11 protein-coding genes are annotated in these 13,031 nt (G+C 70.4%); 6 read left to right on the forward strand and 5 right to left on the reverse strand.

Features of this window, described 5'->3' with window-relative positions; all coding sequences use genetic code 11:
• Positions 1-9: 9 nt before the first annotated feature.
• Together ACFWN2_RS31345 and ACFWN2_RS31350 are read left to right on the forward strand one after the other, a co-directional pair.
• Positions 10-3,375: a S8 family serine peptidase gene (locus ACFWN2_RS31345; RefSeq protein WP_382433552.1), complete on the forward strand. Its 3,366-nt coding sequence runs from the start codon at positions 10-12 to the stop codon at positions 3,373-3,375.
• Between the two features lie 147 nt (positions 3,376-3,522).
• Positions 3,523-4,260, forward strand: a complete 738-nt coding sequence (locus ACFWN2_RS31350; RefSeq protein WP_382433554.1) for a methyltransferase domain-containing protein — start codon at positions 3,523-3,525, stop codon at positions 4,258-4,260.
• Here the strand turns inward: ACFWN2_RS31350 and ACFWN2_RS31355 are convergent.
• From ACFWN2_RS31355 to ACFWN2_RS31365, 3 genes are all read right to left on the reverse strand, one after another.
• A complete protein-coding gene (locus ACFWN2_RS31355; protein ID WP_382433556.1) occupies positions 4,257-4,724 on the reverse strand; it encodes a hypothetical protein in 468 nt (155 codons plus the stop codon). The two genes, ACFWN2_RS31350 and ACFWN2_RS31355, sit on opposite strands and share 4 nt — an antisense overlap.
• A gap of 78 nt (positions 4,725-4,802) precedes the next feature.
• Entirely contained in the window at positions 4,803-6,464 is a 1,662-nt protein-coding gene (locus tag ACFWN2_RS31360) for a DEAD/DEAH box helicase (protein ID WP_382433558.1), read from the reverse strand.
• Positions 6,465-6,512: 48 nt separating this feature from the next.
• The gene (locus ACFWN2_RS31365) at positions 6,513-9,623 is read right to left on the reverse strand and encodes a phosphodiester glycosidase family protein (protein WP_382433560.1); all 3,111 of its coding nucleotides are present in this window, start codon (positions 9,621-9,623) and stop codon (positions 6,513-6,515) included.
• A 23-nt stretch (positions 9,624-9,646) separates the two neighbouring features.
• On the opposite strand from ACFWN2_RS31365, the gene ACFWN2_RS31370 reads away from it, so the two are divergent.
• Complete coding sequence (locus ACFWN2_RS31370) at positions 9,647-10,495, forward strand: hypothetical protein (RefSeq protein ID WP_382433562.1); 849 nt, start codon at positions 9,647-9,649, stop codon at positions 10,493-10,495.
• A gap of 13 nt (positions 10,496-10,508) precedes the next feature.
• Here ACFWN2_RS31370 and ACFWN2_RS31375 read toward each other — a convergent pair whose 3' ends face one another.
• The gene (locus ACFWN2_RS31375; RefSeq protein ID WP_382433564.1) at positions 10,509-10,691 is read right to left on the reverse strand and encodes a hypothetical protein; all 183 of its coding nucleotides are present in this window, start codon (positions 10,689-10,691) and stop codon (positions 10,509-10,511) included.
• 47 nt (positions 10,692-10,738) lie between these two features.
• Positions 10,739-11,032: a zinc finger protein gene (locus ACFWN2_RS31380; protein WP_382433566.1), complete on the reverse strand. Its 294-nt coding sequence runs from the start codon at positions 11,030-11,032 to the stop codon at positions 10,739-10,741.
• 23 nt (positions 11,033-11,055) lie between these two features.
• On the opposite strand from ACFWN2_RS31380, the gene ACFWN2_RS31385 reads away from it, so the two are divergent.
• The 3 genes from ACFWN2_RS31385 to ACFWN2_RS31395 are packed head-to-tail and all read left to right on the forward strand — an operon-like array spanning position 11,056 to position 12,934.
• Positions 11,056-11,886 carry a DUF5753 domain-containing protein gene (locus tag ACFWN2_RS31385; protein ID WP_382433568.1) on the forward strand — a complete coding sequence of 277 codons (831 nt, stop codon included), beginning with the start codon at positions 11,056-11,058 and terminating at the stop codon, positions 11,884-11,886.
• 11 nt (positions 11,887-11,897) lie between these two features.
• Positions 11,898-12,059, forward strand: coding sequence for a DUF397 domain-containing protein (locus ACFWN2_RS31390; RefSeq protein ID WP_382433570.1), 162 nt, complete (start codon positions 11,898-11,900; stop codon positions 12,057-12,059).
• Between the two features lie 17 nt (positions 12,060-12,076).
• Positions 12,077-12,934, forward strand: coding sequence for an ornithine cyclodeaminase family protein (locus tag ACFWN2_RS31395; protein ID WP_382433572.1), 858 nt, complete (start codon positions 12,077-12,079; stop codon positions 12,932-12,934).
• Positions 12,935-13,031 lie beyond the last annotated feature (97 nt).

Raw genomic sequence — 13,031 nt, forward strand, 5'->3', positions numbered from 1 at the left:
CGCTGTTTGGTGATCGCCGCTCTCGCCGCCGGACTGCTGAGTCCGGTGGCGACGGCGCAGGCGGAACCGGTGAAGACTCGGAAGACCTCGACCATCACGCTGATCAGCGGTGACGAGGTTGTGGTCGACGAACGCGGAGGGCTCGTCCGGGTCGACGGGCGGCCCGGCATGTCGTTCGCGCAGTACGTGCGCGACGACCACCAGTACGTGGTGCCGGCGGACGCGGTCGACGCGGTGGCCCAGGACCGGGTCGACCAGCGCTTCTTCGACGTCACGTCGCTGCACTCGTACGGCTACACCGACGAGAAGACCGCCCGGATCCCGTTGCTGACCAACGGTTTCCGGGCGGCGGCGGCCGTGGAGAAGAAGGACGCCGCGCGGCAGTGGACGGCACGGCGCACCAGCGCGTTGGGTGCCGAAAAGCTGTGGCTCGACGGCAAGTCGAAGATCTCGCTGACCGAGAGCGTGCCGATGGTCGGCGCGCCCGGCGCGTGGCAGGCCGGGTTCGACGGCACCGGGGTCACCGTGGCCGTCCTCGACACCGGGTACGACCAGAAGCACCCGGAACTCGCGGGCGTCGTGTCCGCGTCGAAGGACTTCACGCCCTCGGGCATCCAGGACGACATCGGGCACGGCACGCACGTCGCGGCCACGGTCGCGGGGCGCGGCAGCCAGTACGTCGGTGTCGCGAAGGGCGCCTCCCTCGCGGTCGGACGGGTCTGCGAGGCCGAGTGGTGCCTCGACAGCGCCGTGATCGCCGGCATGGAGTGGGCGGCGCGCGAGGTGAAGGCGAAGGTCGTCAACCTCTCGCTCGGCGGTGACCAGTCCGACGGCACCGACCCGTTGTCGTTGAAGGTCAACGAACTCACGGCCGAGACCGGCGCGCTGTTCGTGGTGGCGGCGGGCAACTACGGCACCCGGCGGCAGGTCTCCGGACCGGCGGCGGCCGACGCCGCGCTGGCCGTCGCGAACCTGACCAAGCAGGGCGTGCTGGAGGAGTGGTCGTCACGCGGTCCGCGGATCGGCGACCACGCGGTCAAGCCGGACATCGCGGCACCGGGCACGGACATCGTGGCCGCGCGCGCCGAGAACACGTTGTGGGAGCACGCGGTCGACGACCTGCACGCGCGACTGACCGGCACCTCGATGGCCGCTCCGCACGTGGCCGGTGCCGCCGCGGTGCTCGCGCAGCGCAACCCGTCGTGGAAGGCCGCCGAGCTCAAGGCCCACCTGATGGCGACGGTGAAGCCCCTCGCGGACAAGCCCGTGAACGTCGGCACCGGTCTGCTCGACGTCGAGCGCGCGGTGACGCAGCAGGTGCGCGCGTCCGCCGGCAGCCTGTCTTTCGGACTGGTGGAATGGCCGCACACCAAGACGTTCACGAAGACGATCACCTACTCGAACGCGGGCTCCGAGCCCGTTTCGCTGTCGCTGCACCACGACCTGGGTGCGGACTTCGCGGTGCCGTCGTCGGTGACCGTGCCGGCCCAGGGCAGCGCGGCGGTCGACGTGGTGCTGGACCCGCGCAAGGGCGTCGGCACGTTCTTCGGGCACCTCAAGGCATCCGCACCCGGTGTGTCGGTGGTGACGGCGGTCGGCGCGTACGTGCAGGAGGAGCGCCACACGCTGAACCTGTCGATGATCGGGCGGGACGGCAAGCCGGTCGCCGACGAGTTCGTCGTCGTGGTCGACATGTCCACCCAGGAAGCCTCGGTGGTCACCATCGCGGACGGGAAGGGCTCGGCGCGGCTGCCGGTAGCGGACTACGCGGTGATCGGCCGCATCGACGAGCTGACGCCGAACTACGCCTGGTTCACCCCGGTCTCCGCGACCGAGGTGGCCGGCCGGGTCTCGTTGAGCGCCGACGCGTCCGTGACGCTGGACGCCAGGCAGGGCAAGGAGATCCGCGTCGAACTGCCCGAACGCGACTCGACCGTCTGGTACCGCGACGCACAGCTGCGCGTGCCGTTCAAGCCCGGCAGGATCAACGGCGTCGCGAGCGTCGTGGACGGCCGGGTTCCGTTGTACGGCCTGTCGTTCGGCCCTCCGCTGCCCGAGCTGACCTACGACTCCGGGCTCAAGGGCGGGCAGCCGCTGATCTCGGTCGTGGGCGGGTTCCCCGTGCGGTACTTCGAGAGCAGCAAGTACCTCCCGCCCGGTGAGCACCGTCTCGACGTCGCGGAACGGGGCGCCGACGTGCGCGGCAAGCTCGCGCTGGTCCGTCAGGCCGGCGAGGACCCGTACGAGGTCGCGCGGACGATGGCGGACGCCGGAGCCGTGGCCGTGCTGTGGGCGGGGCCGGTGCCGTTCGGGTTCGACGAGCAGACGGCGATCCCGGTGATCGCGGTGGCGGAGCACCACGTCACCGTCACGCCGGCGAAGCTGACGCTGCGGGCGGTCGCGGGCTCCCCGGTGTCGTACACGCTGTACCTGCGGGACAAGGGCGCACTGCCGTTCGGTGTGAAGAAGGTCCGGCACTCGGAGCTCGCCGAGGTCAAGGCGCGCTACCACTCGTCCGGTCCGGACGGCTCGGTCCTGTCGCGGAACTCCCCGGTCGTCGACGGGGTCCTCGACCGGGTGCTGGACGAACGGCTCTCCGCCCCGGCCCAGCGCACCGAGTACTTCACGCCGGGCATCTCCTGGTACCAGGAGGGTTTCGACGGCCGCAGCTCCGGCGCGGGCGACGACCCGAGCACGACGTCGTGGGCGGACCTCGAACCGGTGACGTTCAAGGCCGGCAGGAAGTACGAGCGCACGCACCTCCGCGCGGTCACCTCACCACGGCTCGGCGGGTCCTCGATGGTCACGTGGGCTGACGGCGGTGGTGTCGAGCGGTCCGGCGACCTGATCAACGCGCGCGTCTCGCCGTTCGGCGGCTTCGGCTGGGTCGAGAACTGGCGCCGCGGCGGCTGGGGCACCCTCGAACTGCGGCACGACGACGTCGCGGTCGGGTACTCCGACGCCCGGCAGGGCTCGTTCCACGCACCGGCGCGCGACGGCCGGTACAAGCTGCTGCTCGACGCGTCCCGTGACGCACTGGCGTTGTCGACCTCGGTGCGCACGACGTGGGAGTTCTCCGCCGCCGCGGACGGCAGGCTGCCGTTGCCGGAGGTGGACTACTCGGTGCCGGTCGACCTGCGCAACAGCGGGAAGGCGGGGTCGCCGATGCCGGTGAAGTTCACCGCGTCGGGCGGCGCGCGCGTGGTCGAGGCCTACGCGTCGTTCGACGACGGCCTCAACTGGGTGCCGGTGAAGTCGGTCGTTCCCCCAGGCGGGAAAGCCGGTGGGTTCGTGTCGCTACGCGTCGTGGCCCGTGACGCCGGTGGCAACTCGGTAGACCAAACGGTCCTGCGTGCGTACCGCCTGAGAGCGTAACCACGCGGCCGTTCGGTCGTTGTAACCCCCTGCGGCACCTGCCCCGCCGAGCGCGAGACGAACCAGGGACGCGGCGTCTCCGCGCCCGGGGCAGGTGCCGCCGTTTTCGGTGGCCGGTTCGGTGCGCCTGTGGTGGCATGTCGGCCCATGGGGACTTTCGAGGAACTCGTGGCCGAGGGCGCGGCCGTGCCGCTGGAGGGCTGGGACTTCTCCTGGTTCGCGGGCCGCGCCACCGAGGAACGCCCGCCCTGGGGGTACGCCTCGCAGATCGCCGCGCGTCTGGCGGACGTGTCCGCGGCGCTGGACCTGCAGACGGGCGGGGGAGAGGTCACCGCGTCGGCGCCCGTCCTGCCGCCGCTGATGGCCGCCACCGAGTCGTGGCCGCCGAACGCCTTGGTGGCTTCCCGGCGTCTGCCGCTCGTCGTGCGGACGCCTGACGCGGGGCCGCTGCCGTTCCGGGGCTCGTCGTTCGACCTGGTGATCAGCCGGCATCCCGTGGTGACGCCGTGGGGCGAGATCGCGCGGGTGCTCCGGCCCGGCGGGACCTACTTCTCGCAGCAGATCGGGGCCGGGACGAACCGGGAGCTGACGGACTTCATGATGGGGCCGCAGCCGGTGGGCTCGGCTCGCAGCGTCGAGGTCGCCCGTGCCGAGGCCGAGGCAGCCGGGATGGAGGTGCTGCGGCTGGAGCCGGTGGCGTTGCGGGTGGAGTTCTTCGACGTCGGCGCGGTGGTGCACTTCCTGCGCAAGGTGTTGTGGACCGTGCCGGGGTTCAGCGTGGAGGGGTATCGGGAGCGGCTCCTGGACATGCACGCGCACATCCAGGAGCACGGCCGGTTCGCGTGCACCTCGACGCGGTTCCTGGTGGAGGCCCGCAGGCCTTAGAGGGCTTCGGCTTCCTCTCGGGTGATCGGCACCAGGTCGCCTCCGGTGCTGCTGCGTTCCAGCTTGCTCCGCACGTAGCTGCGCAGCCATCCCGACCGGGTGTGCGTTTCTTCCAGGTCGTAGCCCTGAGGGCTGATCCAGGTGCGGATCGCGAACATCGTCTTGCCGCCTTCGACGAGGGCGAAGTACTCGTACTTCCCGTCCGCCGGGTCGTACATGTGGACTCGGGCGTACTGGATCGGCTCGAACGCGACCGCGGCGTCCTCGGTCACCAGGTGCATCTCGCCGGTCGGCTCTCCGGCCTCGAGCCTGGCCAGCACGTCCGAGGGCGCCCAGATGAGTTCGTGCCCGTAGTGCTCGTCGTGCACGACGCCGTGCTCGTCCGTGCGCCGGCGGCAGACCAGTGCGGGGTTCGCCACCTCGGGGAAACCCTTGGTCGTGATCGCGTAGTACTGCCAGTCCATCGTGATCTCGTTTCGTGCCGTCAGCGCCCGCAAACGCTCGGCCGGGAGACCCCAGCCGAGCGTTTCGCAGTTCAGGGACTAGCGTGGCTGGCGCTCGCGGCGGATCGTCACGCGCTTGCCCTTGATCGTGGCGTCGCGCAGCTGCTCGATCACGTCGTTTGCGGCTGGGCCCGGCACCTCGACCAGCGAGAACCGGTCGGCGATCTCGATCGCGCCGATGTCGCGGCCCTTCAGCTGGGTCTCGCCGGTGATCGCGCCGACGATGTCCTGCGGCCGGATGCCCGACGAGCGGCCTGCGCCGAGGAACAGGCGCGTCATGCCCTCGGACGGGCCACGACGCTCACGGCGCGGGCCTGCCGGGGCACCGTCGCGGCGCGGACGGTCCTCGCGCGGGCGCACCTCCGGGATCTCCTCCTCGTCGGCGGCGGCACCGGAGGCCTCGTGCGCGAGCTTCACCGCGGCCAGGGCGATGTCCATGACGTCGAACTCGTCGGCCAGCGTCTCGACGACCACGCGGAACCGCGACAGGTCGTCCTCCATCAGCGACTCCTGCAGCGACGAGCGGGTCAGCTCCAGCTGCCGGGCGCGCAGGTCGGCGACCGTCGGGACCTTCTCCATCGGGATCTTGGTCTTGCTGACGCGCTCGATCGTCTTGAGCATCGAGTTCTCGCGCGGCTCGACCAGGGTGATCGCGACGCCCTCACGGCCGGCGCGGCCCACGCGGCCGATGCGGTGCGTGTACGCCTCGGGGGCGGACGGCACGTTGTAGTTCACGACGTGCGTGAGCTGCTCGATGTCGAGGCCGCGGGCGGCGACGTCGGTGGCCACCAGCAGGTCGGCCGTGCCGGAGCGCAGGCGGGACATGACGCGGTCGCGCTGCTCCTGGCTGATGCCGCCGTGCAGCGACTCGGCGCGGTAGCCGCGGCCGTTCAGGGTCTCGGTGAGCTGGTCGACCTCGTCGCGGGTGCGGCAGAAGACGACGGCGGCGGTCGGCGACTCGACGTCCAGCACGCGGCCGAGGGCGGCGGGCTTGTGCTCGCGGCGCACCAGGTACGCGGTCTGCCGCACGCGCGGGGCCTCGCCCGGCTCGGTCTTCTCGCGCTCGATCTGGATCAGCACGGGGCTGCGCAGGTGGCTCTTGGCCATGCGGTCGATGCGCGGCGGCATCGTCGCCGAGAACAGCACGGTCTGCCGCTCGGCCGGGGTCTCGGTGAGGATCGCGTCGATGTCCTCGGCGAAGCCCATGTCGAGCATCTCGTCGGCCTCGTCGAGCACGACGACCTGCAGGTCACCGAGCTGCAGCGTGCCGCGCTGGAGGTGGTCGATCGCGCGGCCGGGGGTCGCGACCACCACGTCGACGCCGCGGGACAGCTCGCGCAGCTGGCGGCCGATCGGCTGGCCGCCGTAGATCGGGAGCACGCGGGTGCCCATGTGGCGGCCGTAGCGGTGCACCGCCTCGGAGACCTGCACCGCCAGCTCACGGGTCGGGGCGAGGACGAGAGCCAGCGGCTTCTCGCCCTTGCCGATCCGGTCGGCGATGCGCTCGAGCAGCGGCAGCGCGAACGCCGCCGTCTTGCCCGTGCCCGTGGCCGCCTGGCCCAGCAGGTCGTTGCCCGCGAGCAGTGGCGGGATCGCTTCGCTCTGGATCGGCGTCGGCTCCTCGTAGCCCAGCGTGGTGAGTGCGTTGAGGATGTCGGAGCGCAGCCCCAGGTCGGCGAAACCGTTGTCGGCGGTGGTCATGGGGAGTATCTTCCCCCACCGCCTCACATCGCACTCACCCAGACCAGCTCAGGCGGCCTCCCTCGCCTCCACGCGCACCTCCGCGCCGGCCGTCACCCCGCTGACCGTGACCGAGATCTTCGCCTGACCAGGCCTGATTCCGGTGAGGACGGCGTTGTCCGGTTCGAGCCAAGCGACGTGCCACGGCCGGATTCCTTCCTTCTCGCCCACGTGGACTCCACGTGACCCTTCCCACACCGCGCCCATCGGATAGCGCACCGGGACCGACCGGGAACCCTGTTTCACCGTGGCCACAACCGTTTCCGAGGAGCCGGGTCGAAGGGTGGACGGAGCCCGGACCTGGAGCGAGTCCAGGTGCGGACGGATCTCGGCTTTGATGTTGTTCCCGGTGACGCCGAACAGCGTCCAGCCGGTGAACCCGCCCGGTTCGGCGGGAGCCTTGCCGGAGTTGCCGTTGACCACGTGCGGCACGCCGTCCACTGTGGACGCGAAGAACCCGCCGACGTGGCCGCCGATGAACGCCGTCGGTCTGTCTCGTTCGGACAGCAGCCGCTCGAACCAGGACGCTTCGAGGCGGTCGGCGAGCTGGCTCGTGCGTGCGGGCGTCGGGTCGCGCGGAGGGTGGTGCATGAGCACGACGGCCTGGCCGGCGGCTGTGTCGAGCGCGTTCTTCAGCATCTCCACCTGCTCGAAGCCACCGCCTCTGATCGTTCCGGTGGACGAGTCGAGCAGCACGAACCTGGTGCCCTTGTGGTCGAAAGTGCGGCTGGTCGTGCCGAACTCGCGGCGGAAGTTGTCGATCGTGCCCGGACCCATGATCTCGTGGTTGCCCGGCACGTAGTACCAGGGGAAGTCGCCGAGCTCCTCGGTCAGGATCCTGCGGGCGAGCGTGAAGTCCTCCGGTGAGGCCTCGTCCACGAAGTCACCGTTGATCACGACGAAATCGGCGCCGGACGACCTGATCTCCCGCAGCGTGCGGCGGGCGGACCTGACCAGGTCGCTGTCGGGGTCGCGCGCCACGAACTGGGCGTCGGACATGACCGCGAACCTCCAGCCCTCCGCCCGGCCGATCACGCCCTCGCGCAGGTCCGGTTCGGGCGGGAGGGCGACCTGCGGCGGCACTCTCGCGACGATGTCGTCGACCACGACCTCGCCCGTGTAGGACCGGTCCGCCCTGGTCTCGATCGTGTAGAACCTGGTGACGCTGACGGGGAACCTGAGTTCGGGCGGCACCGCGACCTCGATCCGCTGCCAGCCGGTCCAGGTGACGTACGGGCCGTAGAGCGACCGCGACTGTCCTGTCGAGTCGGTGACGGTGAACGCGGTCCACTCGCCCTTGCCGCTGCCCAGGACGTTCGCGGCGAGGGTCAGGGGCTGTCCGTCGATCCTGAGGGGCTCGGGCGGGATCGCGTAGGCGGTGCGGGTACCGGTCGACTGCGTGAAGTCGTAGCTCAGCTTCAGGCCCTGGCCCGTGTGGCCGTTCGGCGCCGGCTCGACCTTCCCGGTCGCCCTGGCGGACCCGAAGGTCCACTGTGGAGCGTCGTCGAAGTCCGCCAGGAGCCGGTCGTGCGCGCCGACCGTGACCGCGGTTTCGGTCGTTTTGTTCTTGACCCGCAACTTGATCGTGGTCGCGCCGGTCTTCAACGCCCTGATCTGCAGGTCCGGGGTGATCTCGACGATCTCGCGGTCGTAGTCGAGGTCGAGATCGGCGCGCTCGATCGGCGCGATGAAGCCCTTCGCGTCGAAACCGTTGACGCGCAAAGGCTTGCGCTCGTTCTCGTGGAGACTGATCCGCGTGCTCTCCGGCGCGATCCTGGCGAGCTCGCCCAGCACCGTGAGCCGGGTGGTCTTCGTCGTCAGACCGCGGAAGGCGGTGAACGACGCCGGTCCGGGGCGGGCCGCCGCGTGGAACGTGTCGCCGACGGCCCAGCCGCCCGTCGCGCGCGTGACGTGCCGCGTGTCGGAGGCCGGGCCGAACGTCTCGTCGTGGCCGCGCACGGTCATCCGGCGGCTGAGTCCGGGGAAGACGCGCGTGCTGGCGGTCTGGACGTCGAAGCCGGTGAGGCGGCCGGTCCCGGTGGGCGCGTAGAGCGCGAGACCGTTGGGGATCGGGCGTTCGCCGCCGTCCGACGGGGTGTTGACGAGCTTGAGTCCCGTGGTGCCGGGTTCGCGGGCGAGCATGGTGGACGAGCCGCCGCCGTCGAGGTTGAGGGCGTTGTGCGCGCCCAGTTCGATCATCGCGTCGGCGAGGTCCCTGAGGTCGAGGCCCTGGAGGTAGGCGCTCTGCCGTCCGTCGACGGTCAGCAGGTGCATCTTCCTGCCGTCCCGCGAGAACCCGACCGCAGTGCGCGGGTGCAGGGCGTCCGCCGGTGCGACGTTCTTGCCGTCCCTGACGAGGAGCTGCCGCCCGCCGATGGCCGTCCTCGGTTCGCTGCCGTCGCTGGTGCGGTTCCGGTAGCTGATCTCCGCGCGGTCGCCGGGCTTGAGCGCCTTTAGCGCGTCCGCGCCCTTGTCCCGGCCGACCAGCGCGTACCCCTCGACGGGCTCGCCGCTCGGGCTCTGGACCTTCTGGACGACGTCGTTCTTGACGATGACCTCGGCAGCGTTGGTCGCACCTTGCACAGCGCGCGCTCGGCTGTACGTGCCCCACAACGGGTTGAAGACGCCGATGCCGTCCACGTCGATCTTCGCGCTGTTGAGCTGCGTCAGTTCGTGCGTGCCGTTGAGCGTGCCCTCGAAGAAGGTCTCCATCACGCTGCCGATGCCGGCCGCGTCGATGCCCACCGCGCGCCCGTTGCCGGACTTCCTGAGCCGGCCGTCCTGGACACCCACGCCTTCCGGCGCGTTGGAGTTGTTGATGTCGAAGAAGTCGCCGTTGATCGCCGCGACCGCCTGCGGCGCCTGCTGCGACAGCGGTGCCGCCTGCGTGACGGTGCCGGGATCGACGTACCCGACCCGCGCCTTCGTGAGGTCGACGGCCAGCGCGTCCCCGCGAACCCACCCGTCCGGCTCGTACCAGTCGAACGAGCTGAGCGTGACGCCCGGCGCGACCGGTCTCTCCGCGCGATCGGTCTCGATGCGTCCGGTGTCGGCGTGAGCGGGGGAAACGGGCGCAAGGAGGGCGGCGGTGATGATCACCGCAAGTGCACGTCTCGTCACGCCCCGGAACCTAGACTGGTCCGGTGAAGAACCGCCTAACGGTCTGCTCCTCGCACCTGATCACCCTCCCCGGCGCGCCCGACGGCCCGGTCCGTGCGGCGATCGCGGACGCACGGGAGGCCGTGCGCGCGTTCGACCCGGAGCTGGTGGTCTTCTTCGGCACCGACCACCGCCGCGCCTTCCGCTCGGTGGTCCCGACCTTCGCCGTGGTCCTGAGCGCCACCGCCCAGGGCGACGTCGCCGGGCCGGTGGGCTCGTACGACGTGCCGTCCGATCTCGGGCGAGAGCTGGTGGCCGGGCTGGTGGCGTCCGAGTTCGACGTCGCCACGGCCTACGAGGCCGCGCTGGACCACGCGTTCGGCCACACGGCCCGCGACCTGCTGGGCTCGATCTCCGCCAAGCCCGTGCTGCCGATCTTCGTCAACTGCGCCTCGCCACCCCACGCCACTTTCCGCCGCGCCGCCGCTCTGGGACGCCGGGTGGGGGAGTTCTTCGCCGACCGGCGCGTGCTCTACGTCGGCTCGGGCGGTCTGGCGCACGACCTGCCGGGGTTCCGGGAGCCCGAGACCGGTGTGGTGCTCTCGGAGGAGGAGCGGCAGGCGTGGATCAAGGACGTCAACGAGCGCGCACGCCGTGAGGGGACCGTTCGCGAGCTGGTGCGCACGTGGGACGAGGCCTTCCTGGCCGGGATCGCCGGCACGTCGTGGGACTGGCTCGACTCGATCGGGGTCGATCTCGTCGAGCGGGGCGGGAACGGGGCGGCGGAGTGCCTCACGTGGACCGCGGCGTGGGCCGCCGGTGGGGAGGGGCTGGCGACGCTGGCCCACGAGTTCGACACGAGCGGGCGCGCGGTCGTGATGTCGGAGCTGTAGGACGGGGGAGCGCTCAGTCCTGCTGAGCCTCCACGGTGCTGAGCGCGTCGGCCTCCGCCAGGTACAGCCTGCCGAGGTCGATGAGCAACGTGCCGAGCTCGCGGCAATGCTCGGCCCTCTCCAGATCAGGAATCAGCCCGCACGTGCGCAACATGTTCTGCGCGAGCAACTCACCGAACTGTGGATAAGTCTTCACCACCTCACGCGAGAGGCGTTGAAGAGATACGCGCAGAAGGTCTTCCGTCAGGATTTCCGCGGCCATGGCAGGATCCCCTCGCTCTCTCGCCACACACCGTCGCAGTCACGGCACGTCGGCCACACGTTCTTGTTGGTCCACAGGTCCAGCTCTTGAGGAACAAAAGGATCGCCGCACAGAGTCTCGACGAGCCGCCCCCTGGTCAGCTCGTCGCGAACGGCATGTCGCAGCCCGTCGTGGGGCGCCCATCGGAACTTCACGGAATTATTCTGCAGCTTGGAGGAGGTCCAAGCTAACGCCCTTTTGGGTTGTGTTGGCGTCAAATGTTCTGGAATGCCCATGAATGGCGCTAGCGTCCCCGGCCATGCCGAAAAGATTCTCCACTGCGAGAGGCCGCGAGTTCGGTGACGGGCTTCGCGCGGCCATCGCGGCCACGGGTATGACGTCGCGGGCCGTCGCCGAGATCGTCGACTGGCAGGAAGCCAAGTTGTCGGACGCCGTCAACGGGAAGGGCGGCGTGACCGAGCTGGACCTCGCGCTGCTGCTGGGCGCGTGCCGGACGCCGTCGGGCGAACGGGAACACCTGATGAAGCTGTTCCACGCGACGAACGTGAAGGGGTGGCTCCAGGAGCACGGAGCGGTCGAGCCGATCACGCCTCGCACGCTGCTCCAGCACGAGTCCACCGCCAAGACGCTCATCAGCTGGTTGCCGTTGCTGGTGCACGGCACGCTGCAGATTCCGGACTACGCGCGTGCCGTGATCAGGGCGAGCGCCAACGTGCCCGAGGACGAGGTGGAAGAGCGCGTCGCCGCTCGGGTGGCGCGCAGTGAGGCGCTGCGGTCCGGGGTGAAGGCGACGTTCTTCTTCCACGAGTCGGTGCTCAGGACACCGGTCGGTGGTGAGGAGGTGATGCGCGCTCAGCTGGAGCACCTGCTGAGGATGTCGACGCGGCTCACCATCGTCATGAGGGTGGTGCCGACGTCGGTCGGGGCGCACGCCGGCCATGCCGGGGGCTTCAACCTGATGCGGTTCCACAAGGTCGAGCCGGTCGTGTTCGTGGAGAGCGAGAACGCCAGCCTGATCGTCGAGGCGGCGCTGCCGGTCAAGAGCTACGACGCGGTGGTCGAATCACTCGGCCGGACGGCGTTGGACGAGGAACAATCGAGGAGTCTGATCAAAGACATCATCGGTTGAGGAGAGATTTGATGGCCGAGTGGCGCAAGAGCAGCTACAGCGCGAACGCCAGCGAGTGCGTGGAAGTCGCCACCGGCATCGGGATCCGGGACACCAAGGCGCCCGCCGTCCACCTCGCGGTGGGCGCGGCCGCCTGGTCGTCGTTCCTGGGCGCGGTCAAGCGCTCCGCCTGAGTCGATACCATCCGGGCATGACCATGCCCGCAGCGATCGATGCCGTGCGTGAAGCGTTCGTCGGGCTGGCCGCGGAGGAGTTCGACCTGCCGCCGCGGCACGCGTTCAGCGACAGCCGGTCGCTCGTCATGGCGGTGCACCACCGGCCGACGAACTCCACCGCGGTCAAGGTGATCAGCATCGAGGTCGAACGCGACCCGGTGATCACCGGCACGGTCGTGTACTCGCACCCGGACGGTCAGTTCGTCACGGACGCGGTGCCGCTCACGACGCTGCGGACCGGCGCTGTCGTCGGTGTGGCAACGGATCTGCTGGCCGACGAGGACGCGTCGCACCTGGCGTTGCTGGGGGCGGGGGCGCAGGCCGTCGACCAGGTCCGGGCCGTGCACGCGGTGCGGCCGTTGAAGAAGCTCGTCGTCTTCAACCGCGACACCAAGAAGGCCGAGGCGTTGCTGGAGGGCCTGCGCGACGAGCTGCCGGACACGGTGATGGACACGGCGGCGAGCGCGGACGAGGCCGTCGAGAGCGCGGACGTCGTGTGCTGCGCGACGGCGTCGACGGCGCCGTTGTTCCGGTGCGACTCGCTCAAGGAACGGGTGCACGTCAACGCGATCGGCTCGTACCGGCCGGTGATGCGGGAGCTGCCCGAGGAACTGCTGGCGACCGCCGGGGTCGTGGTGGTGGACCAGGTCGAGGCGGCGCTGAGCGAGGCAGGGGAGATCATCCGGGCCGTGCAGTCCGGTGTGCTCAGGCTGGAGTCGCTCGTCGAACTCGGTGCGGCGCTGGGGAATCCGCCGCTGCGGGAGGGCCGGACCGTGTTCAAGTCGGTCGGCGTCGCGGTGCAGGACTGGGCCGTGGCAAGGCTTCTCGCCTGAACTCCAGCAGGAGAAGCAGAAGCGCTGGACGTGAACCCATCCGCCGCGGGGGTTCACGTCCAGCGCTCTCGGATCTCCCCGTCAGGCCATGCGGGGC

The organism is Lentzea sp. NPDC058436 (genome assembly GCF_042721515.1).
Classification (GTDB): domain Bacteria; phylum Actinomycetota; class Actinomycetes; order Mycobacteriales; family Pseudonocardiaceae; genus Lentzea.

Bases quoted from the DNA above. Each gene is read 5' to 3' on its own strand.
- ACFWN2_RS31350 (WP_382433554.1), top strand. From the start codon at position 3,523: ATGGGGACTTTCGAGGAACTCGTGGCCGAGGGCGCGGCCGTGCCGCTG.
- ACFWN2_RS31390 (WP_382433570.1), top strand. From the start codon at position 11,898: ATGGCCGAGTGGCGCAAGAGCAGCTACAGCGCGAACGCCAGCGAGTGC.
- ACFWN2_RS31385 (WP_382433568.1), top strand. From the start codon at position 11,056: ATGCCGAAAAGATTCTCCACTGCGAGAGGCCGCGAGTTCGGTGACGGG.
- ACFWN2_RS31355 (WP_382433556.1), bottom strand. From the start codon at position 4,724: ATGGACTGGCAGTACTACGCGATCACGACCAAGGGTTTCCCCGAGGTG.
- ACFWN2_RS31395 (WP_382433572.1), top strand. From the start codon at position 12,077: ATGACCATGCCCGCAGCGATCGATGCCGTGCGTGAAGCGTTCGTCGGG.
- ACFWN2_RS31380 (WP_382433566.1), bottom strand. From the start codon at position 11,032: ATGGGCATTCCAGAACATTTGACGCCAACACAACCCAAAAGGGCGTTA.
- ACFWN2_RS31360 (WP_382433558.1), bottom strand. From the start codon at position 6,464: ATGACCACCGCCGACAACGGTTTCGCCGACCTGGGGCTGCGCTCCGAC.